Consider the following 17,478-nt stretch of genomic DNA (forward strand, 5'->3'; position numbering starts at 1 on the left):
CCTCCTAACCTAATAGCTCTTGAACTGTTTTACCACGAAGCTTTGCAACTTCTTCCGCTTTTTTCAAGCGGCTTAAGCCTTCAAGCGTAGCGTTAACCATGTTCATGGAGTTCGATGAACCAAGGGATTTTGTCAAGATATCGCCGATACCAGCAAGTTCAAGAACTGCACGAACTGGTCCGCCTGCGATAACTCCTGTACCTTGGGAAGCTGGTTTTAGCAGAACGCGTCCTGCACCAAACTTACCTGTTACAAGGTGAGGAATCGAAGTGCCTACGATAGGAACATGAATCAAGTTCTTTTTCGCATCTTCAATACCTTTGCGGATTGCATCAGGAACTTCGGAAGCTTTACCGATTCCTGCGCCAACCCAGCCATTGCCATCGCCAACGACAACAAGTGCGCTGAAGCTGAAACGACGTCCGCCTTTTACTACTTTAGCTACGCGATTAATATTAACAACTTTTTCTGTTAGCTCTAAAGTATTAGGATCTACACGCAAGTCTTTTACCTCCTTATATATGTTTTTCCTAGAATTCAAGTCCAGCTTCACGAGCTGCGTCAGCTAATGCTTGAACACGTCCATGATAAAGGTATCCACCGCGGTCAAAAACCACTTTGTCTAAACCTTTTTCTTTCGCGCGTTGAGCGATTAATGCGCCAACTTTACGAGCAGCTTCAACGTTACCGCCATTACCAATATCACTTTTCAGTTCTTTATCTTGAGTCGATGCAGCAACGATTGTAACACCCGTTGTATCATCGATAAGTTGAGCATACATGTGCTTGGAAGAGCGGAATATGTTCAAGCGCGGACGAACAGTAGTACCTTCGATTTTCTTACGAACACGAAGATGTCTTTTCAAACGAGCTTTATTTTTATCGCTTTTAGTAATCATCTATACTTACACTCCTTTCATCATCTTATGATGCGAGGCTTATGCTTACGTAGCAAGTTTTCACAAGAAAACTCTTAGCTATTACCCGCGATCTAACGATCTTATTTCTTCTTACCAGCTTTACCTTCTTTACGAAGAATGCGTTCGCCTTCATACTTGATACCTTTACCTTTATACGGCTCTGGTTCACGTACGGAACGAACTTTAGCTGCCATAGCGCCTACTAATTCTTTATCAATACCTTTAACGATGATCTTCGTGTTCGTAGGAACATCGAACTCAATTCCGTTTTCAGGATTGATTTCAACTGGATGGGAGTACCCAACGTTGAGAACCAATTTGTCACCGCTCTTGTTAGCACGGTAACCAACGCCAACTAGATCCAAAGATTTCGTGAAACCTTCCGTTACGCCACTTACCATGTTGGCAACAACACTACGTGTTGTACCATGCAGGGAACGGTGGAGCTTGTTATCGGAAGGACGCTCAACGGAAATCTCGTTTTCTAGAACATTTACTTTCATATCTTTATGAAGTTCACGGGACAAAGAACCTTTAGGGCCTTTAACCGTGATTTGAGTATTGTCTAGTGTTACATTTACACCACTTGGAATGGTGATTGGCTTACGACCAATACGAGACATGTTTGCACCTCCATTCAATTACAATTGTATTACCAAACGTAGCAGATAACCTCTCCGCCAGCTTTGGATTGACGAGCATCTTTATCCGTCATAACTCCTTTAGATGTGGAGATGATGGCAATCCCTAATCCGCCCAATACACGAGGGATTTCTTGTGATTTAGTATAAACGCGTAGACCTGGTTTGCTAATTCTTTTCAAACCGGAGATAACACGTTCATTGTTTGAACCGTATTTCAGGAACAAACGGATGATACCTTGTTTGCTATCTTCAACGTACTCAGCGTCACGGATAAATCCTTCTTTTTTAAGGATTTCAGCGATTTCCCTCTTCACTTTTGATGCAGGAATTTCAACTGTTTCATGACGTACGATATTCGCATTACGAATGCGAGTTAGCATATCTGCAATTGGATCTGACATGACCATTTTGTGTAAACCTCCTTCCCGAAAATAGGGTGATTACCAGCTTGCTTTTTTAACGCCAGGAATCTGACCTTTGTGTGCTAATTCGCGGAAACAAATCCGACAAATTTTGAACTTGCGAAGCACTGAATGCGGACGTCCGCAGCGCTCACAACGTGTGTATGCTTGCACTTTAAACTTCGGGGTACGTTGCTGTTTGACTTTCATCGAAGTTTTTGCCACTTAATATAACACCTCCTGATAGGTACGACTGGTAACCTATTTAACGAAAGGCGCTCCGAGTTGTGTTAAAAGCTCGCGAGCTTCCTCGTCGGACTTAGCCGTTGTAACGATAACAATATCCATACCACGAACTTTATCAACTTTATCATACTCAATCTCTGGGAAAATGAGTTGTTCTTTCAGACCAAGTGTGTAGTTTCCACGGCCGTCAAAAGCCTTGTTGGAAATACCACGGAAGTCACGTACACGTGGAAGTGATACGTTGAAAAGTTTATCCAAGAAATGATACATGCGTTCGCCGCGAAGAGTTACTTTCACGCCGATTGGCATATTTTCACGAAGTTTGAAACCCGCGATCGCTTTTTTGGATTTTGTTACAACTGGTTTTTGACCAGCAATTTTTTGAAGATCTTCTACAGCAGTGTCAAGTACTTTGGAGTTCGATACAGCCTCACCAACACCCATGTTGATAACGATTTTCTCGATTTTAGGAACTTGCATGACTGTTGTGTAGTTAAACTTCTGAATTAACGCTGGAGTAATTTCGTTCAAGTAACGATCTTTCATTCTTACTGCCATGACTCATTTGCCTCCTTTCCATGCTTGTTTGTATTAGTCGATAACTTCGCCGGATTTTTTCGCGATACGAACTTTCGTTCCGTTATCCAATACTTTGTATCCTACGCGAGTAGGTTTGCCGCTCTTAGGATCAATTAGCATCACGTTAGAAACGTGGATTGCAGCTTCTTGATTCAAGATACCGCCTTGTGGATTTTGTTGAGATGGTTTCGCATGTTTCTTAACCATGTTTACACCTTCTACAAGCACACGGTTTTGACGAGGATAAGCAGCGATAACGCGACCCTTCTTACCTTTGTCTTTACCAGTGATTACAAAAACCGTATCGTCTTTTTTCACGTGCAGTTTATTGTTATGAGATTCTAATCTCTTTTTTAATCTTGGCATTAGCTTCTACACCTCCTGAGGTTTCCCGTTAGGAAAACAAACATCGTAACTGTTCTTAGATAACTTCTGGAGCCAAGGATACGATCTTCATGAAGTCTCTGTCACGAAGTTCGCGTGCAACTGGTCCAAAGATACGTGTACCACGTGGACTTTTATCTTCTTTCACGATAACAGCCGCATTCTCATCGAATGAGATATATGATCCGTCTTTACGGCGAGCACCGCTCTTCGTACGAACGATAACTGCTTTAACAACGTCACCTTTTTTGACAACGCCACCTGGTGTTGCTTCTTTTACTGAACAGACGATCAAATCACCTATGTGACCAACGCGACGACCAGTACCACCCAAAACGCGGATACACATTAATTGTTTCGCACCTGAGTTGTCAGCGACAGCCAAACGAGTAAATGGTTGAATCATCGTATTCCCTCCTTTCGGGGTTCATGTCTCGATTATTAGATAACAACGCCAACTTCAGTAATTTCAACCAGTCTCCAGCTTTTATCTTTGGATAATGGTCTAGTTTCACTGATTTTCACAGTGTCACCGATTTTAGCTTGGTTGTTTTCGTCATGCGCTTTAAACTTTTTCGTATATTTGATTCTCTTGTGATAGAGATCATGTTTTTTGTAAGTTTCGACAGCAACAACAATGGTTTTATCCATTTTATCGCTGACAACTTTACCGATCAGTACCTTACGATCGTTACGTTCAGCCATCTAAGGAACCCTCCCTTCTAGATTTGGTTACCCAATCCCCAATTCTCTTTCACGCAAAATAGTCTTGGCACGAGCGATCTCTTTACGCAAATCACGAATTTGAGTCGGGTTGTCCAATTGACCAGTAGCTAGTTGAAAACGGAGGTTAAAGAGTTCTTCTTTAAAACCATTAACTTTTTGCTCAATTTCAGCAGTGGTTAAGTTCCGGAATTCACTACCCTTCATTTGCTTCACCGCCTACTTCTTCTCTTTTCACGAATTTCGTTTTGATTGGAAGCTTGTGAGCAGCAAGACGCATCGCTTCACGAGCGACCTCTTCACTTACACCAGCAAGTTCAAACAAAATTTTACCCGGTTTTACTACTGCTACCCATTTCTCCACGTTACCTTTACCACTACCCATACGGACTTCAAGCGGTTTTTGTGTAACTGGTTTAGCTGGGAAGATTTTAATCCAAACTTTACCGCCACGTTTGATGTAACGTGTCATGGCAATACGTGCTGCTTCGATTTGACGGTTGGATACCCAAGCCGGTTCTACCGCTTGCAGACCATATTCGCCAAAAGCTACTTCCGTTCCGCCTTTAGCGCGACCTTTCATGTTACCGCGGTGTTCTTTACGGTGTTTTACACGTTTAGGTACTAACATGATTTAAATTCCTCCTTCCGGCTGAGCCTTTTTCTTAGCTGGCGGAAGCACTTCTCCACGATAAATCCATACTTTTACACCGATACGTCCATAAGTAGTGGCTGCTTCAGCAGTACCATAGTCGATATCCGCACGAAGCGTATGAAGTGGAACTGTTCCTTCGCTATATCCTTCCGTACGAGCAATCTCAGCACCGCCAAGACGTCCGCTAGTTGCTACTTTAATACCTTTAGCGCCGGATCTCATTGTTCTTTGCATAGCTTGTTTCATAGCACGACGGAATGAAACACGACGTTCCAATTGAAGTGCGATAGCTTCAGCTACGAGAATTGCATCAAGATCTGGGCTTTTGATTTCAGAAATGTTGATGTGAACTTTTTTATTGGACATACCAGCGATGTAGTTGCGAATAACTTCAACTTCAGCTCCGCCTTTACCAATAACCATTCCTGGTTTAGCAGTATGAATCGTAACGTTCACACGGTTAGCCGCGCGCTCGATATCGATATGGGAAACTGCTGAGTCTTTAAGTTTATTTTTTAAGTATTCGCGGATTTTGACGTCTTCAAGCAACAGAGTTCCGAAATCTTTCTCTGCGAACCATTTGGACTCCCAATCACGAATAATACCAATTCTAAAGCCTACCGGGTTTACTTTCTGACCCACACGTTATCCCTCCTTATTTTTCAGATACCACGATTGTGATGTGGCTGGTACGTTTTTTGATCGCGCTAGCGCGGCCCATTGCACGTTGTTGGAACCTTTTCATTGTAGGTCCTTGGTTAACAAACGTCTCAGATACCACTAATTTATTAGGATCTAATGAATAGTTATGCTCTGCATTGGCAATTGCGGAATTCAATAGTTTCTCCAGGATTGGAGAAACTGCTTTAGGTGTGTGACGCAGAATTGCAATCGCTTCGCCTACCGCTTTTCCCCGAATCAAGTCAACAACTAGCTTTGCTTTACGAGGAGCAATCCGAGCGTGGTTCAATATTGCTTTAGCTTGCATGGTAGTACCTCCTCTCGGTTAAAAATGAAATTAACGTTTTCCGGTTTTCTTGTCGTCATCATGACCTTTGTAAGTACGAGTTGGTGCAAATTCACCAAGCTTGTGTCCAACCATATCTTCGGTTACATACACAGGCACGTGTTTTCTTCCATCATATACTCCGAAAGTGTGACCAACGAATTGCGGGTAAATCGTAGAACGACGGGACCACGTTTTGATAACCAGTTTTTTGCTGGAAGTGTTCAAGTCTTCTACTTTTTTCAGTAAGTATCCATCAATAAATGGACCCTTCTTTAAGCTGCGACCCATGGGTGTTCCTCCCTTCCTTGAACCTCAAGAGAATTCATATATCCGTGATAAATCGAAACATTTATTCGATTCACTTTATCGTGATTACTTCGTACGGCGACGTACAATGTATTTATCGGATGCTTTGCCTTTTTTACGAGTTTTGAAACCAAGCGTCGGTTTACCCCATGGTGACATAGGTGATTTACGTCCGATTGGTGCGCGTCCTTCACCACCACCGTGTGGGTGATCATTCGGGTTCATAACAACCCCACGAACTTGTGGACGATTGCCTTTCCAACGATTACGTCCTGCTTTACCGATTTTCACTAGCTCGTGATCCTCGTTACCAACAGAACCGATTGTTGCGCGGCAAACTTTAAGGACTTTACGAACTTCACCAGATGAAAGGCGAATGGTTACGTAAGTTTCTTCTTTACCAAGAAGTTGAGCTTCCGTACCGGCAGCGCGCACTAGTTGTGCACCTTTACCAGGCTTCAACTCGATGTTGTGGATAACTGTACCAACTGGAATGTTTTCCAATGGAAGAGCGTTACCTACTTTGATATCTGCTTGTGGTCCAGAAACGATACGATCGTCCACTTTAAGGCCTTTAGGAGCGATGATGTATTTTTTCTCGCCATCAGCATAATGAATCAATGCGATGTTCGCGGAACGGTTAGGATCGTACTCAACTGTAGCAACGCGTCCTGGTATTCCATCTTTAGTACGTTTGAAATCGATAATACGGTATTTACGTTTGTGTCCACCACCATGGTGACGAACCGTAATTTTACCTTGGTTGTTACGACCAGCATGCTTGAACAGAGGAGCAAGCAAGGATTTCTCCGGTGTTGATGTTGTGATTTCTTCAAAAGTAGAAACCGACATCGCACGTCGAGCTGGTGAGGTTGGTTTATATTTTTTAATTGGCACTCTGATTTCCTCCTTACTTTAAGAGATAGGGTTTATACTGATTCAAAGAATTCCAATTCTTTGCTTTCTGCGCTTAGGGACACAATAGCTTTCTTCCAGATGGAAGTGTAACCGGAGTGTTTGCCATAACGTTTAGGCTTAGCTGGCATTCTCAATGTGTTTACATTTGTAACTTTTACTTTGAAAATAGCTTCAATAGCTTGTTTAATTTCTGTTTTGTTAGCGCGAAGATCCACTTCAAAAACATACTTTTTGTTAGCCATTAGGTCGCTTGTACGCTCAGTGATGATCGGGCGCTTGATAATGTCGCGTGGATTTTTCATTGTGCAAGCACCTCCTCAACTTTCTGTACAGCTTCTTGTGTAATGATCAATTTGTCATACAACATGACATCAAGAACATTAACTCCATCAGCAGCAACAAATTTCACACCTGGAATATTACGAGCTGATAAAGCAACATTGGAGTCGTTAGCAACGCCTACAACTAATACTTTACGATCTACTTTCAGGTTGTTCAAAATAGCTACGAAGTCTTTCGTTTTTGGAGCGTTCAATTGAAGCTGATCCAATACGATCAAGTTGTTATCGATAAGTTTCGAGGACAAAGCGGATTTGATCGCTAAGCGACGAACTTTTCTAGGTAATTTGAAACCATAGCTGCGAGGTGTCGGTCCGAATACGGTACCGCCGCCTTTCCACTGTGGAGCACGAATACTACCTTGACGCGCACGACCTGTACCTTTTTGTTTCCAAGGTTTACGACCACCGCCGCGAACTTCCGAACGACCTTTTGTTTTGTGTGTCCCTTGACGCACAGCTGCTTGTTGCAAAAGAACAGCTTCGTGAATCGCGTGAACGTGAGGCTCAATTCCGAAAACAACGTCAGACAGTTCAACTTCTCCTACCTGAGCACCTGTTACATTATATAAAGCTACTTTTGGCATCTGTCTTCCTCCTTTCTTACTTTTTCACAGCAGACTTCACGCTAACGTAGCTGTTCTTAGGACCCGGAATGGAACCTTTAACTAGCAATACATTACGCTCAGCATCTACTTTAATGATTTGAAGGTTTTGCAATGTTACTGTTTCGTTACCCATGTGCCCTGGCAATTTCTTACCTTTAGGAACGCGGTTTGCTTGAATGGAACCCATGGAACCTGGTCCGCGGTGATAACGTGATCCGTGAGCCATCGGGCCTGTGGATTGGTTATGTCTTTTGATGTTACCTTGGAAACCTTTACCTTTGGAAGTACCCGTTACATCAACGAATTCGCCCTCTGTAAACAGATCTGCTTTCAGCTCTTGACCAACTTCATAGTCACCCAACTGAATGCCACGAATTTCTTTAACGTAGCGCTTAGGCGTTGCCCCTGCTTTTTTCGCATGGCCAAGCTCTGGTTTAATGATTCTGCTAGCTTTAACATCATCAAAACCGATTTGGATCGACTCATATCCGTCGTTATCCACATCTTTCTTTTGCAGTACCACACATGGTCCCGCTTGAATGACAGTTACCGGAACTACATTACCCTCCGGAGTAAACAACTGTGTCATCCCAAGTTTTTTTCCTAAGATACCTTTCATCGTTGACACCTCATTTCCTTCCTAAACGTTCATTCTATAGTTGTTTTACAGTTTGATCTCGATGTCAACGCCAGACGGTAAGTCTAGACGCATCAAAGCATCAACTGTTTGTGGTGTTGGATTCACAATATCGATAAGACGCTTATGCGTACGCATTTCGAATTGCTCACGCGAATCCTTGTACTTGTGCACCGCACGAAGAATCGTGATGATTTGCTTCTCTGTCGGAAGCGGAATCGGACCGGATACACCTGCACCGGAACGCTTGGCAGTTTCCACGATTTTCTCAGCTGATTGATCAATAATTCTGTGATCATAAGCTTTCAAACGGATACGAATTTTTTGCTTTGCCATATAAGTCCCTCCTTCTATCGCCCAATTTAGTATCGGACATACTCCGCGAAAATTCTCCAACATCCTTCCCCATGGCAAAGGGGCCAGGTGTGTCGGCAACCTTTCGCATCATCGCAACGTCACAGACCAACGTTTTATATTATATAAAATTTGAAAACGAAAAGCAAGCGAAATTTTAGGCATATGCATAAAAAAAACACCCATCGCCTAAACGATGAGTGTTTCTTCTATATATAGGTATTACTTTTGAATTGTTGCAACCGCGCCCGCACCAACTGTACGTCCGCCTTCACGAATCGCGAAACGTGTTCCTTCTTCGATTGCGATTGGGTTGATCAGTTCAACAGTAACTGTGATGTTATCACCAGGCATAACCATCTCTGTACCTTCTGGAAGGGAGATGATACCCGTTACGTCAGTTGTACGGAAGTAGAACTGTGGACGGTAACCTGTGAAGAAAGGCTTATGACGGCCACCCTCTTCTTTAGTTAGAACGTAGATTTGTGCTGTGAAGTTCGTGTGTGGTTTAACTGAACCTGGTTTCGCAAGAACTTGTCCACGCTCGATATCTTTACGGTCTACACCACGAAGCAATGCTCCAATGTTGTCACCAGCTTGAGCGGAATCAAGCAATTTACGGAACATCTCTACACCAGTTACGATGCATTTACGAGTTTCTTCAGCGATACCAACGATTTCAACTTCTTCTTGTACTTTAACAGTACCACGCTCAACACGACCAGTTGCAACTGTTCCACGACCAGTGATTGAGAATACATCCTCAACTGGCATAAGGAAAGGCTTGTCAGTTTGACGCTCAGGAGTTGGGATGTAAGTATCAACTTGCTCGAACAACTCGATGATTTTGTCAGCCCAAGGACCATCTGGGTTTTGAAGAGCTTCACGAGCTGCACCACGGATGATTGGAGTATCATCGCCTGGGAACTCATATTCGTTAAGAAGGTCGCGAACTTCCATCTCAACCAATTCAAGCAACTCTTCGTCTTCAACCATATCACATTTGTTAAGGAATACTACGATGTAAGGTACGCCTACTTGACGGGAAAGAAGGATGTGCTCACGAGTTTGCGGCATAGGGCCGTCAGCTGCGGATACAACCAAGATCGCTCCGTCCATTTGAGCAGCACCAGTGATCATGTTTTTAACATAGTCAGCATGTCCTGGGCAGTCAACGTGTGCGTAGTGACGGTTAGGTGTTTCGTACTCAACGTGAGCTGTGGAGATTGTGATACCGCGCTCGCGCTCTTCTGGTGCTTTATCGATTTGGTCGAATGCTACTGCAGCTCCACCGTATCTTTTGGACAATACAGTTGTAATAGCAGCTGTCAAAGTTGTTTTACCATGGTCAACGTGACCGATAGTACCGATGTTAACATGCGGTTTGTTACGTTCAAATTTAGCCTTTGCCATTTTAAACGATTCCTCCTTAGAGTGACTAATAGTTTTATATTAAGCGCCTTTGCCTTTTGCAATAATTTCTTCTGCAATGGACTTAGGTACTTCTTCATAATGTGAAAGTTCCATGGAGTAAACACCACGGCCTTGTGTTCTCGAACGAAGTGTTGTGGAATATCCAAACATTTCGGACAAAGGCACCTTAGCACGGATGATTTGCGCGCCATGACGGTTATCCATACCTTCAATGCGTCCACGACGGGAGTTAAGGTCACCCATAACATCGCCCATGTACTCTTCTGGTACAGTAACTTCAACCTTCATGATTGGCTCAAGAAGAACCGGTTTACATTTTTCTTTAGCTGCTTTAAGTGCCATGGAACCCGCGATTTTGAACGCCATTTCATTGGAGTCAACATCATGGTAAGATCCATCGACAACTGTAGCTTTGATATCCACGAGCGGGAATCCTGCGATTACACCGTTTTTCATGGACTCTTCGATACCAGCTTGAATAGGTGCGATATATTCTCTTGGAATAGATCCGCCCACTACTTTGCTTTCGAAAATGAAACCTGTACCAGCTTCTTGAGGTTCAAACTCAACCCAACAATGTCCGTATTGACCACGACCACCGGATTGACGAACGAATTTACCCTCAACTTTAGCTGCTGCACGGAACGTTTCACGATAAGCAACTTGTGGTTTACCTACATTGGTTTCTACTTTGAACTCGCGAAGCATACGGTCAACGAGGATTTCAAGGTGAAGCTCACCCATACCAGCGATGATCGTTTGTCCTGTTTCTTCGTCTGTAGAAGCACGGAAAGTCGGATCTTCTTCAGCAAGCTTTTGCAATGCGATACCCATTTTATCTTGGTCGGCTTTCGTCTTCGGTTCAACAGCAAGCTGGATAACCGGTTCAGGGAAGACCATTTTCTCAAGAATAACTGGATTTTTCTCATCACAAAGTGTATCACCAGTCGTTGTATCTTTCAATCCAACGGCCGCGGCGATGTCACCAGCGTATACAATGCTGATCTCTTGACGGCTGTTCGCATGCATTTGCAGGATACGACCAACGCGCTCACGTTTGCCTTTCGTTGCGTTAACAACGTAGGAACCGGAGTTCAAGGTACCAGAGTAAACACGGAAGAACGTAAGACGACCAACGAAAGGATCTGTCATGATTTTAAATGCAAGCGCTGAGAAAGGTTGATCATCAGCAGACTTACGAACCACTTCAGTACCGTCGTCAAGTACACCTTTAATGTCAGGTACATCAAGTGGTGATGGCAGGTAATTAATTACCGCATCCAACATCAATTGAACACCTTTGTTTCTGTAAGAAGACCCTACGATAACTGGGAAGATTTTCACTTCACAGACACCTTTACGTAGAGCTGCTTTGATTTCGTCAACAGAGATTTCTTCGCCTTCAAGATACTTCATTGTAAGCTCTTCATCGAGCTCAGCAACTTTCTCAATCAATTCCAAACGAAGTTCTGCAACTTGATCTTTGAACTCAGCAGGAATCTCGATTTTCTCGATATCCTTACCAAGATCGTCTTTGTACATATAAGCAACTTCATCAACCAAGTCAATGATACCTTTGAATTCATTCTCAGCACCGATTGGAAGTTGAATAGCTACTGCATTTGCACCAAGCTTTTGACGCATCGATTCAACAACTTGCAAGAAGTCTGCACCGATGATGTCCATTTTGTTTACGTAAGCAATACGTGGAACGTTGTATTTATCAGCTTGTCTCCAAACTGTTTCCGATTGAGGCTCAACGCCCTCTTTCGCACTAAATACACCAACTGCTCCATCCAACACACGAAGGGAACGCTCTACCTCAACGGTAAAGTCAACGTGTCCCGGGGTATCAATAATATTGATGCGGTGACCTTCCCATTGCGCAGTTGTAGCGGCGGAAGTAATCGTGATTCCGCGCTCTTGTTCCTGTTCCATCCAGTCCATCGTAGCTGCACCTTCGTGCACTTCTCCGATTTTGTGAACTTTACCAGTATAGTACAGAATGCGCTCTGTTGTAGTCGTTTTACCAGCATCGATATGAGCCATGATCCCGATATTACGTGTGTTTTTTAAGGAGAACTCTCTAGCCATAGGTCGTTATGTCTCCTTTCTGATATTAATTTAGAATTCTACCAACGATAGTGAGCGAATGCTTTATTAGCTTCAGCCATTTTGTGTGTATCTTCACGTTTCTTAACGGAAGAGCCTGTGCTGTTGCTAGCATCGATGATTTCATAAGCCAATCTTTCTTCCATCGTCTTCTCACCACGTAGACGTGAGTAGTTTACCAACCAACGCAAGCCTAATGTCGAACGACGATCAGGTCTTACTTCGATAGGCACTTGATAGTTTGCTCCACCAACACGGCGAGCTTTAACTTCTAGTACTGGCATAATATTTTTGATAGCAGCTTCAAACACTTCCATCGGCTCTTTACCTGTACGATCTTTCACGAGGTTAAAAGCGTTGTATAGAATGGTTTGTGCTACCCCTCTTTTTCCATCAACCATAATGCGATTGATAAGACGAGTAACTAGTTTGCTATTATAAATTGGATCTGGCAATACGTCTCTGCGAGTAACTGGACCTTTACGAGGCATAGTTATCCCCCTTTCTTATAAGAATCATCCCTGATTATTATCTCTTATTTTTTAACTTTCGGACGTTTTGTACCGTATTTGGAACGGGATTGCTTACGGTTGTTAACACCGGAAGTATCCAGCGCGCCACGCACGATGTGATAACGTACCCCTGGAAGATCTTTAATTCTACCTCCACGGATCAATACAACGCTGTGTTCTTGCAGGTTGTGACCGATACCTGGAATGTAAGCTGTCACCTCTACGCGGTTCGTTAAACGAACACGTGCATATTTACGAAGTGCGGAGTTAGGCTTCTTAGGAGTCATAGTACCTACACGCGTGCAGACACCACGTTTTTGAGGTGCACTCAAATCCGTTGCTTCTCTTTTCAAAGCGTTAAAACCTTTTTGCAAAGCTGGTGATTTAGACTTATCCACCTTCGCTTGACGACCTTTACGTACTAGTTGGTTAATTGTTGGCATATCGCCACCTCCTCCCTACATTCATAACATGATGTTCTTCTTGCAAGCCCACAGATCCAGGCGAGTCATAAATGAGCAAAGAGAAAGTCCTTGCCATGGATAGCTGCAAAAAGTCACTAGTACTAATGTAGGCTATAACCACTAACAAAAACGTCTTTAGCGTTTATTCATTTACAACAGCTGCTACCGCAGCTCCAACTTCAATTCCACATGCTTTACCTAGCATCTTCATAGAATCCACATAGGTAACAGGTACACCCTTCTGCGTACAAAGAGTTACCAGATTTATCGTCAATCGCGGATCTGCATCTTTGGAAACAAAAACTTCGACTGCCTTACCTTGTTCGACTATTTTTGTAACTTTCTTCGTACCTACACTAATACTCTTCGCCTGTTTGACTTTATCATAAGACATAAGGCACCCCCTTCAAAGAAAGGAAAGAATATCGACTTAGGCACACTACGATATATTAGCATTTTGAACTTCGGGTGTCAAGGAATAACTTCTTATATTTTATTATTCTTACTAGATTAACAAAAGTAAATCAAAAGGGACAGCACACTTCATAATAAAGTGGCTATCCCTCATGATTACACCGCAAATCTATTCAACAGCGACAGTCTCTTTTTCAAGGTCTTCGTCTTGTACAAGTACTTCGTTCGGATCCGTAATACGGATGTTCCGGTAACGAGGCATACCTGTACCTGCAGGAATAAGTTTACCGATAATAACGTTCTCCTTAAGACCAAGTAATTGGTCAACCTTGCCTTTAATCGCTGCATCAGTCAAGACACGTGTTGTTTCTTGGAAAGACGCTGCAGATAGGAAGGAATCAGTCTCTAGGGACGCTTTAGTAATACCGAGCAAGATTGGTCTCGCAACAGCAGGCTCACTGCCAGCGAACAAGGCTACTTTGTTGGCTGCTTCATATTCATGAATGTCTACGAAGGAACCAGGTAGAAGCGTTGTATCTCCAGCGTCAACGATACGGATTTTCCGTAACATTTGGCGAACCATAACTTCGATATGTTTATCGTTAATTTCTACCCCTTGGTTACGATAAACGCGTTGAACCTCTTGCAGAATGTAGTTCTGCACGCCGCGGATACCTTTGATACGGAGCATTTCTTTCGGATCGATAGAACCGTCAGTCAACTCGTCTCCAGCTTCCACTTGTTGATTCAATGAAACACGTACACGTGATCCGTAAGGAACAGCATAGACTTTGGATTCCGCTTCCCCTTGGACTTCGATCTCACGACGGTCCTTAGCTTCACGGATTTCTTTGACTGTACCATCGATTTCGGAAATGATCGCTTGACCTTTCGGATTCCGAGCTTCGAAGAGCTCTTGAATACGCGGCAAACCTTGCGTAATATCATCTCCGGCAACACCACCGGTATGGAACGTACGCATCGTCAGCTGTGTTCCTGGCTCACCAATGGATTGAGCAGCAATAATACCAACTGCTTCCCCAACCTCAACAAATTGACCAGTAGCTAAGTTACGACCGTAACATTTTTTACAAACACCATGATTGGTGCGGCAGCTAAGAACAGAACGAATTTGAAGCTTCTCGATACCTGCTTCAATAATTGTGTCAGCAATACCCGATTCGATGAGCTCATTGCGTTGAACAATGACTTCACCCGTTTTCGGATGACGAAGGGTTTCATAAGCATAACGACCCTCAATACGGTCATAGAGATCTTCAATAACCTCTTTACCATCTTGAATTTTGCTAACCATGAAGCCTTTATCTGTTCCACAATCATCTTCACGAACAATTACATCTTGTGCAACGTCAACGAGACGACGAGTCAAGTAACCGGAGTCAGCTGTACGCAACGCCGTATCGGCAAGACCTTTACGCGCTCCGTGCGTGGAAATAAAGTACTCCAAGATGGTCAAGCCTTCACGGAAGTTCGATTTAATTGGCAACTCCATAATTTTACCGGATGGATTCGCCATCAAACCACGCATACCGCCAAGCTGTGTAATCTGTGATTTATTACCCCGTGCTTTGGATTCAACCATCATGCTAATAGAGTTATATTTATCAAGGGATTTCATCAAAATATCTGTGATTTCATCCTTCGCTTTACTCCAGATCGCAATAACACGGTCATAACGCTCTTCATCTGTAATCAAACCACGACGGTATTGGTTCGTAACTACACGTACTTTCTCTTCACATTCTTTGAGAATGGCTACTTTTTCAGTAGGAACGACAACGTCTGAGACAGCTACGGTAATACCCGCTTTGGTGGAGTACGTGAATCCAAGCTCTTTAATTTTATCAAGGATCATGGACGTTTGAGTTGTGTGGTATTTACGGAAACACTCAGCAATGATAGAACCGAGATATTCTTTACCTACCGCTTTGTTCTCATCGCGCTCCAACATAATAGCTCTAAGATCAGCACCTTTTTCGAAAACAAAGTGAGAATCAGGAATCCCGCTAAGTAGGTTCGTTTTGGTTGGTTCATTAATGAATGGGAAGTCGCTAGGGAAAATCTCATTCATAATGATTTTACCGATCGTCGTGATCAAGATTGCATTTTGTTGTTTCTCAGTGAAACTAACTTTGTTCAATGCTCTTGCAGGAATAGCAACCCGTGCGTGCAGAGCCATTTTGCCCGATTGGTAAGAAGAAACTGCTTCATGTACCGTTCTAATAATAGAACCAGCACCTTTAGCGAATTTGTTGTCTGTTGTTAAATAGAAGCTTCCCAGAACCATATCCTGTGAAGGCGTAACAACAGGCTTACCGTCTTTCGGATTCAAGATGTTGCCTGACGCCAGCATGAGCAAACGAGCTTCGGCTTGAGCTTCAGAGGACAATGGTACGTGAACGGCCATTTGGTCACCGTCGAAGTCAGCGTTGTAAGCTGTACAAACGAGCGGATGAAGTTTAATAGCGCGGCCTTCTACCAGAATCGGTTCGAACGCTTGGATACCAAGTCTATGCAGCGTAGGGGCACGGTTCAGAAGAACCGGGTGCTCCTTAATGACTTCTTCAAGAACATCCCAAACATCTGGACTTACACGCTCAACTTTACGTTTTGCACTTTTGATGTTATGGGCCAAACCTTTATTCACAAGCTCTTTCATCACGAAAGGCTTGAACAGCTCAAGAGCCATTTCCTTCGGAAGACCACATTGGTACATCTTCAGGTTAGGACCTACAACGATAACGGAACGACCGGAGTAGTCAACACGTTTACCGAGCAAGTTTTGACGGAAACGACCTTGTTTACCCTTCAGCATGTGGCTGAGGGATTTCAAAGGACGGTTACCAGGACCTGTTACCGGACGGCCGCGACGACCGTTGTCGATAAGCGCATCAACCGCTTCTTGCAGCATCCGCTTCTCATTTTGAACAATGATATCCGGAGCGCCTAGGTCGAGCAATCTTTTCAAACGGTTGTTACGGTTGATCACGCGACGATACAGATCATTCAAGTCAGAAGTCGCGAAGCGACCACCATCGAGCTGTACCATCGGACGAAGCTCCGGAGGGATGACAGGAAGTACATCCAGAACCATCCAACCTGGTAAATTCTTCGAGTTACGGAAAGCTTCCATAACTTCCAAACGCTTAATCGCACGATTACGGCGTTGACCTTGCGCTGTTTTGAGTTCTTCTTTGAGTGTATCTACTTCACGCTCGATATCAATATCGATCAGAAGTTTCTTAACGGCTTCCGCACCCATTCCCGCTTGGAAAGCATAACCGTACTTCTCGCGATAGCTGCGGTATTCTTTCTCGGAAAGAAGTTGTTTCTTCTCCAAAGGTGTATCCCCTGGATCTGTTACCACATAGGAAGCGAAGTAGATAATTTCCTCCAATGATCTTGGAGACATATCTAACGCAAGCCCCATACGGCTTGGAATACCTTTGAAGTACCAAATGTGAGATACCGGAGCGGCAAGTTCAATATGACCCATGCGCTCACGACGTACCTTTTGACGTGTTACTTCAACGCCACAACGGTCACAAACTACGCCTTTATAACGAACTCGTTTGTATTTACCGCAATGACATTCCCAATCTTTGGTAGGCCCGAAGATCTTTTCGCAGAAAAGACCTTCTTTCTCAGGCTTTAAGGTTCTGTAGTTAATCGTTTCCGGCTTCTTTACTTCCCCACGGGACCAAGAGCGAATTTTATCGGGTGATGCCAAGCCGATTTTCATAAACTCGAAGTTGTTAACGTCCATCAAGGAGCAACCCTCCTTTAAGAATTTAAACCC

The 17,478-nt window shown here is 43.6% G+C and carries 25 protein-coding genes; all 25 read right to left on the bottom strand.

Annotated elements, in window-relative coordinates:
• Positions 1–4: 4 nt before the first annotated feature.
• Positions 5–502, bottom strand: coding sequence for a 30S ribosomal protein S5 (gene rpsE / locus ACBP55_RS36210; RefSeq protein WP_029196451.1), 498 nt, complete (start codon positions 500–502; stop codon positions 5–7).
• Positions 503–530: 28 nt separating this feature from the next.
• Positions 531–899: a 50S ribosomal protein L18 gene (gene rplR, locus ACBP55_RS36215; protein ID WP_464648439.1), complete on the bottom strand. Its 369-nt coding sequence runs from the start codon at positions 897–899 to the stop codon at positions 531–533.
• Positions 900–1,000: 101 nt separating this feature from the next.
• Entirely contained in the window at positions 1,001–1,543 is a 543-nt protein-coding gene (rplF, locus tag ACBP55_RS36220) for a 50S ribosomal protein L6 (protein ID WP_029196453.1), read from the bottom strand.
• A gap of 29 nt (positions 1,544–1,572) precedes the next feature.
• The gene (gene rpsH, locus ACBP55_RS36225) at positions 1,573–1,971 is read right to left on the bottom strand and encodes a 30S ribosomal protein S8 (RefSeq protein ID WP_029196454.1); all 399 of its coding nucleotides are present in this window, start codon (positions 1,969–1,971) and stop codon (positions 1,573–1,575) included.
• 33 nt (positions 1,972–2,004) lie between these two features.
• Positions 2,005–2,190, bottom strand: coding sequence for a type Z 30S ribosomal protein S14 (locus ACBP55_RS36230; protein WP_029196455.1), 186 nt, complete (start codon positions 2,188–2,190; stop codon positions 2,005–2,007).
• Positions 2,191–2,226: 36 nt separating this feature from the next.
• Positions 2,227–2,769 carry a 50S ribosomal protein L5 gene (gene rplE, locus ACBP55_RS36235; RefSeq protein ID WP_029196456.1) on the bottom strand — a complete coding sequence of 181 codons (543 nt, stop codon included), beginning with the start codon at positions 2,767–2,769 and terminating at the stop codon, positions 2,227–2,229.
• Positions 2,770–2,802: 33 nt separating this feature from the next.
• Complete coding sequence (gene rplX / locus ACBP55_RS36240) at positions 2,803–3,156, bottom strand: 50S ribosomal protein L24 (RefSeq protein WP_079418006.1); 354 nt, start codon at positions 3,154–3,156, stop codon at positions 2,803–2,805.
• Positions 3,157–3,211: 55 nt separating this feature from the next.
• A complete protein-coding gene (rplN, locus tag ACBP55_RS36245) occupies positions 3,212–3,580 on the bottom strand; it encodes a 50S ribosomal protein L14 (protein WP_028557485.1) in 369 nt (122 codons plus the stop codon).
• A 35-nt stretch (positions 3,581–3,615) separates the two neighbouring features.
• Positions 3,616–3,879, bottom strand: coding sequence for a 30S ribosomal protein S17 (rpsQ, locus tag ACBP55_RS36250; RefSeq protein WP_029196458.1), 264 nt, complete (start codon positions 3,877–3,879; stop codon positions 3,616–3,618).
• A 27-nt stretch (positions 3,880–3,906) separates the two neighbouring features.
• Entirely contained in the window at positions 3,907–4,104 is a 198-nt protein-coding gene (rpmC, locus tag ACBP55_RS36255) for a 50S ribosomal protein L29 (RefSeq protein WP_028557487.1), read from the bottom strand.
• On the bottom strand, positions 4,094–4,528 hold the full coding sequence (rplP, locus tag ACBP55_RS36260) for a 50S ribosomal protein L16 (protein ID WP_029196459.1): 435 nt from the start codon (positions 4,526–4,528) through the stop codon (positions 4,094–4,096). The genes rpmC and rplP overlap by 11 nt, the downstream gene beginning before the upstream one ends.
• 3 nt (positions 4,529–4,531) lie before the next feature.
• Positions 4,532–5,194, bottom strand: a complete 663-nt coding sequence (rpsC, locus tag ACBP55_RS36265; RefSeq protein ID WP_029196460.1) for a 30S ribosomal protein S3 — start codon at positions 5,192–5,194, stop codon at positions 4,532–4,534.
• 13 nt (positions 5,195–5,207) lie between these two features.
• Entirely contained in the window at positions 5,208–5,540 is a 333-nt protein-coding gene (gene rplV, locus ACBP55_RS36270) for a 50S ribosomal protein L22 (protein WP_464648440.1), read from the bottom strand.
• A gap of 30 nt (positions 5,541–5,570) precedes the next feature.
• Entirely contained in the window at positions 5,571–5,849 is a 279-nt protein-coding gene (gene rpsS, locus ACBP55_RS36275) for a 30S ribosomal protein S19 (RefSeq protein ID WP_029196461.1), read from the bottom strand.
• 84 nt (positions 5,850–5,933) lie between these two features.
• Positions 5,934–6,764, bottom strand: a complete 831-nt coding sequence (rplB, locus tag ACBP55_RS36280) for a 50S ribosomal protein L2 (protein ID WP_028557492.1) — start codon at positions 6,762–6,764, stop codon at positions 5,934–5,936.
• 32 nt (positions 6,765–6,796) lie between these two features.
• Complete coding sequence (gene rplW, locus ACBP55_RS36285) at positions 6,797–7,087, bottom strand: 50S ribosomal protein L23 (protein WP_028557493.1); 291 nt, start codon at positions 7,085–7,087, stop codon at positions 6,797–6,799.
• Positions 7,084–7,710: a 50S ribosomal protein L4 gene (gene rplD, locus ACBP55_RS36290; RefSeq protein ID WP_029196462.1), complete on the bottom strand. Its 627-nt coding sequence runs from the start codon at positions 7,708–7,710 to the stop codon at positions 7,084–7,086. The genes rplW and rplD overlap by 4 nt, the downstream gene beginning before the upstream one ends.
• Positions 7,711–7,726: 16 nt before the next feature.
• Positions 7,727–8,350, bottom strand: coding sequence for a 50S ribosomal protein L3 (gene rplC / locus ACBP55_RS36295; RefSeq protein ID WP_029196463.1), 624 nt, complete (start codon positions 8,348–8,350; stop codon positions 7,727–7,729).
• A 45-nt stretch (positions 8,351–8,395) separates the two neighbouring features.
• Positions 8,396–8,704: a 30S ribosomal protein S10 gene (gene rpsJ, locus ACBP55_RS36300; RefSeq protein ID WP_028557496.1), complete on the bottom strand. Its 309-nt coding sequence runs from the start codon at positions 8,702–8,704 to the stop codon at positions 8,396–8,398.
• A gap of 240 nt (positions 8,705–8,944) precedes the next feature.
• Positions 8,945–10,135, bottom strand: coding sequence for an elongation factor Tu (gene tuf, locus ACBP55_RS36305; RefSeq protein WP_028557497.1), 1,191 nt, complete (start codon positions 10,133–10,135; stop codon positions 8,945–8,947).
• Positions 10,136–10,174: 39 nt separating this feature from the next.
• A complete protein-coding gene (gene fusA / locus ACBP55_RS36310; RefSeq protein WP_029196464.1) occupies positions 10,175–12,250 on the bottom strand; it encodes an elongation factor G in 2,076 nt (691 codons plus the stop codon).
• 38 nt (positions 12,251–12,288) lie between these two features.
• Positions 12,289–12,759 carry a 30S ribosomal protein S7 gene (gene rpsG / locus ACBP55_RS36315; protein WP_028557499.1) on the bottom strand — a complete coding sequence of 157 codons (471 nt, stop codon included), beginning with the start codon at positions 12,757–12,759 and terminating at the stop codon, positions 12,289–12,291.
• 44 nt (positions 12,760–12,803) lie between these two features.
• A complete protein-coding gene (gene rpsL, locus ACBP55_RS36320) occupies positions 12,804–13,223 on the bottom strand; it encodes a 30S ribosomal protein S12 (RefSeq protein ID WP_028557500.1) in 420 nt (139 codons plus the stop codon).
• Positions 13,224–13,386: 163 nt separating this feature from the next.
• Entirely contained in the window at positions 13,387–13,638 is a 252-nt protein-coding gene (locus tag ACBP55_RS36325; RefSeq protein WP_029196465.1) for a ribosomal L7Ae/L30e/S12e/Gadd45 family protein, read from the bottom strand.
• 189 nt (positions 13,639–13,827) lie between these two features.
• Positions 13,828–17,448 (bottom strand): DNA-directed RNA polymerase subunit beta', encoded by a 3,621-nt coding sequence (rpoC, locus tag ACBP55_RS36330; RefSeq protein WP_464648441.1) that lies wholly within the window; start codon positions 17,446–17,448, stop codon positions 13,828–13,830.
• Positions 17,449–17,478: the final 30 nt, after the last annotated feature.

It is taken from the genome of Paenibacillus sp. WG02, assembly GCF_055396115.1.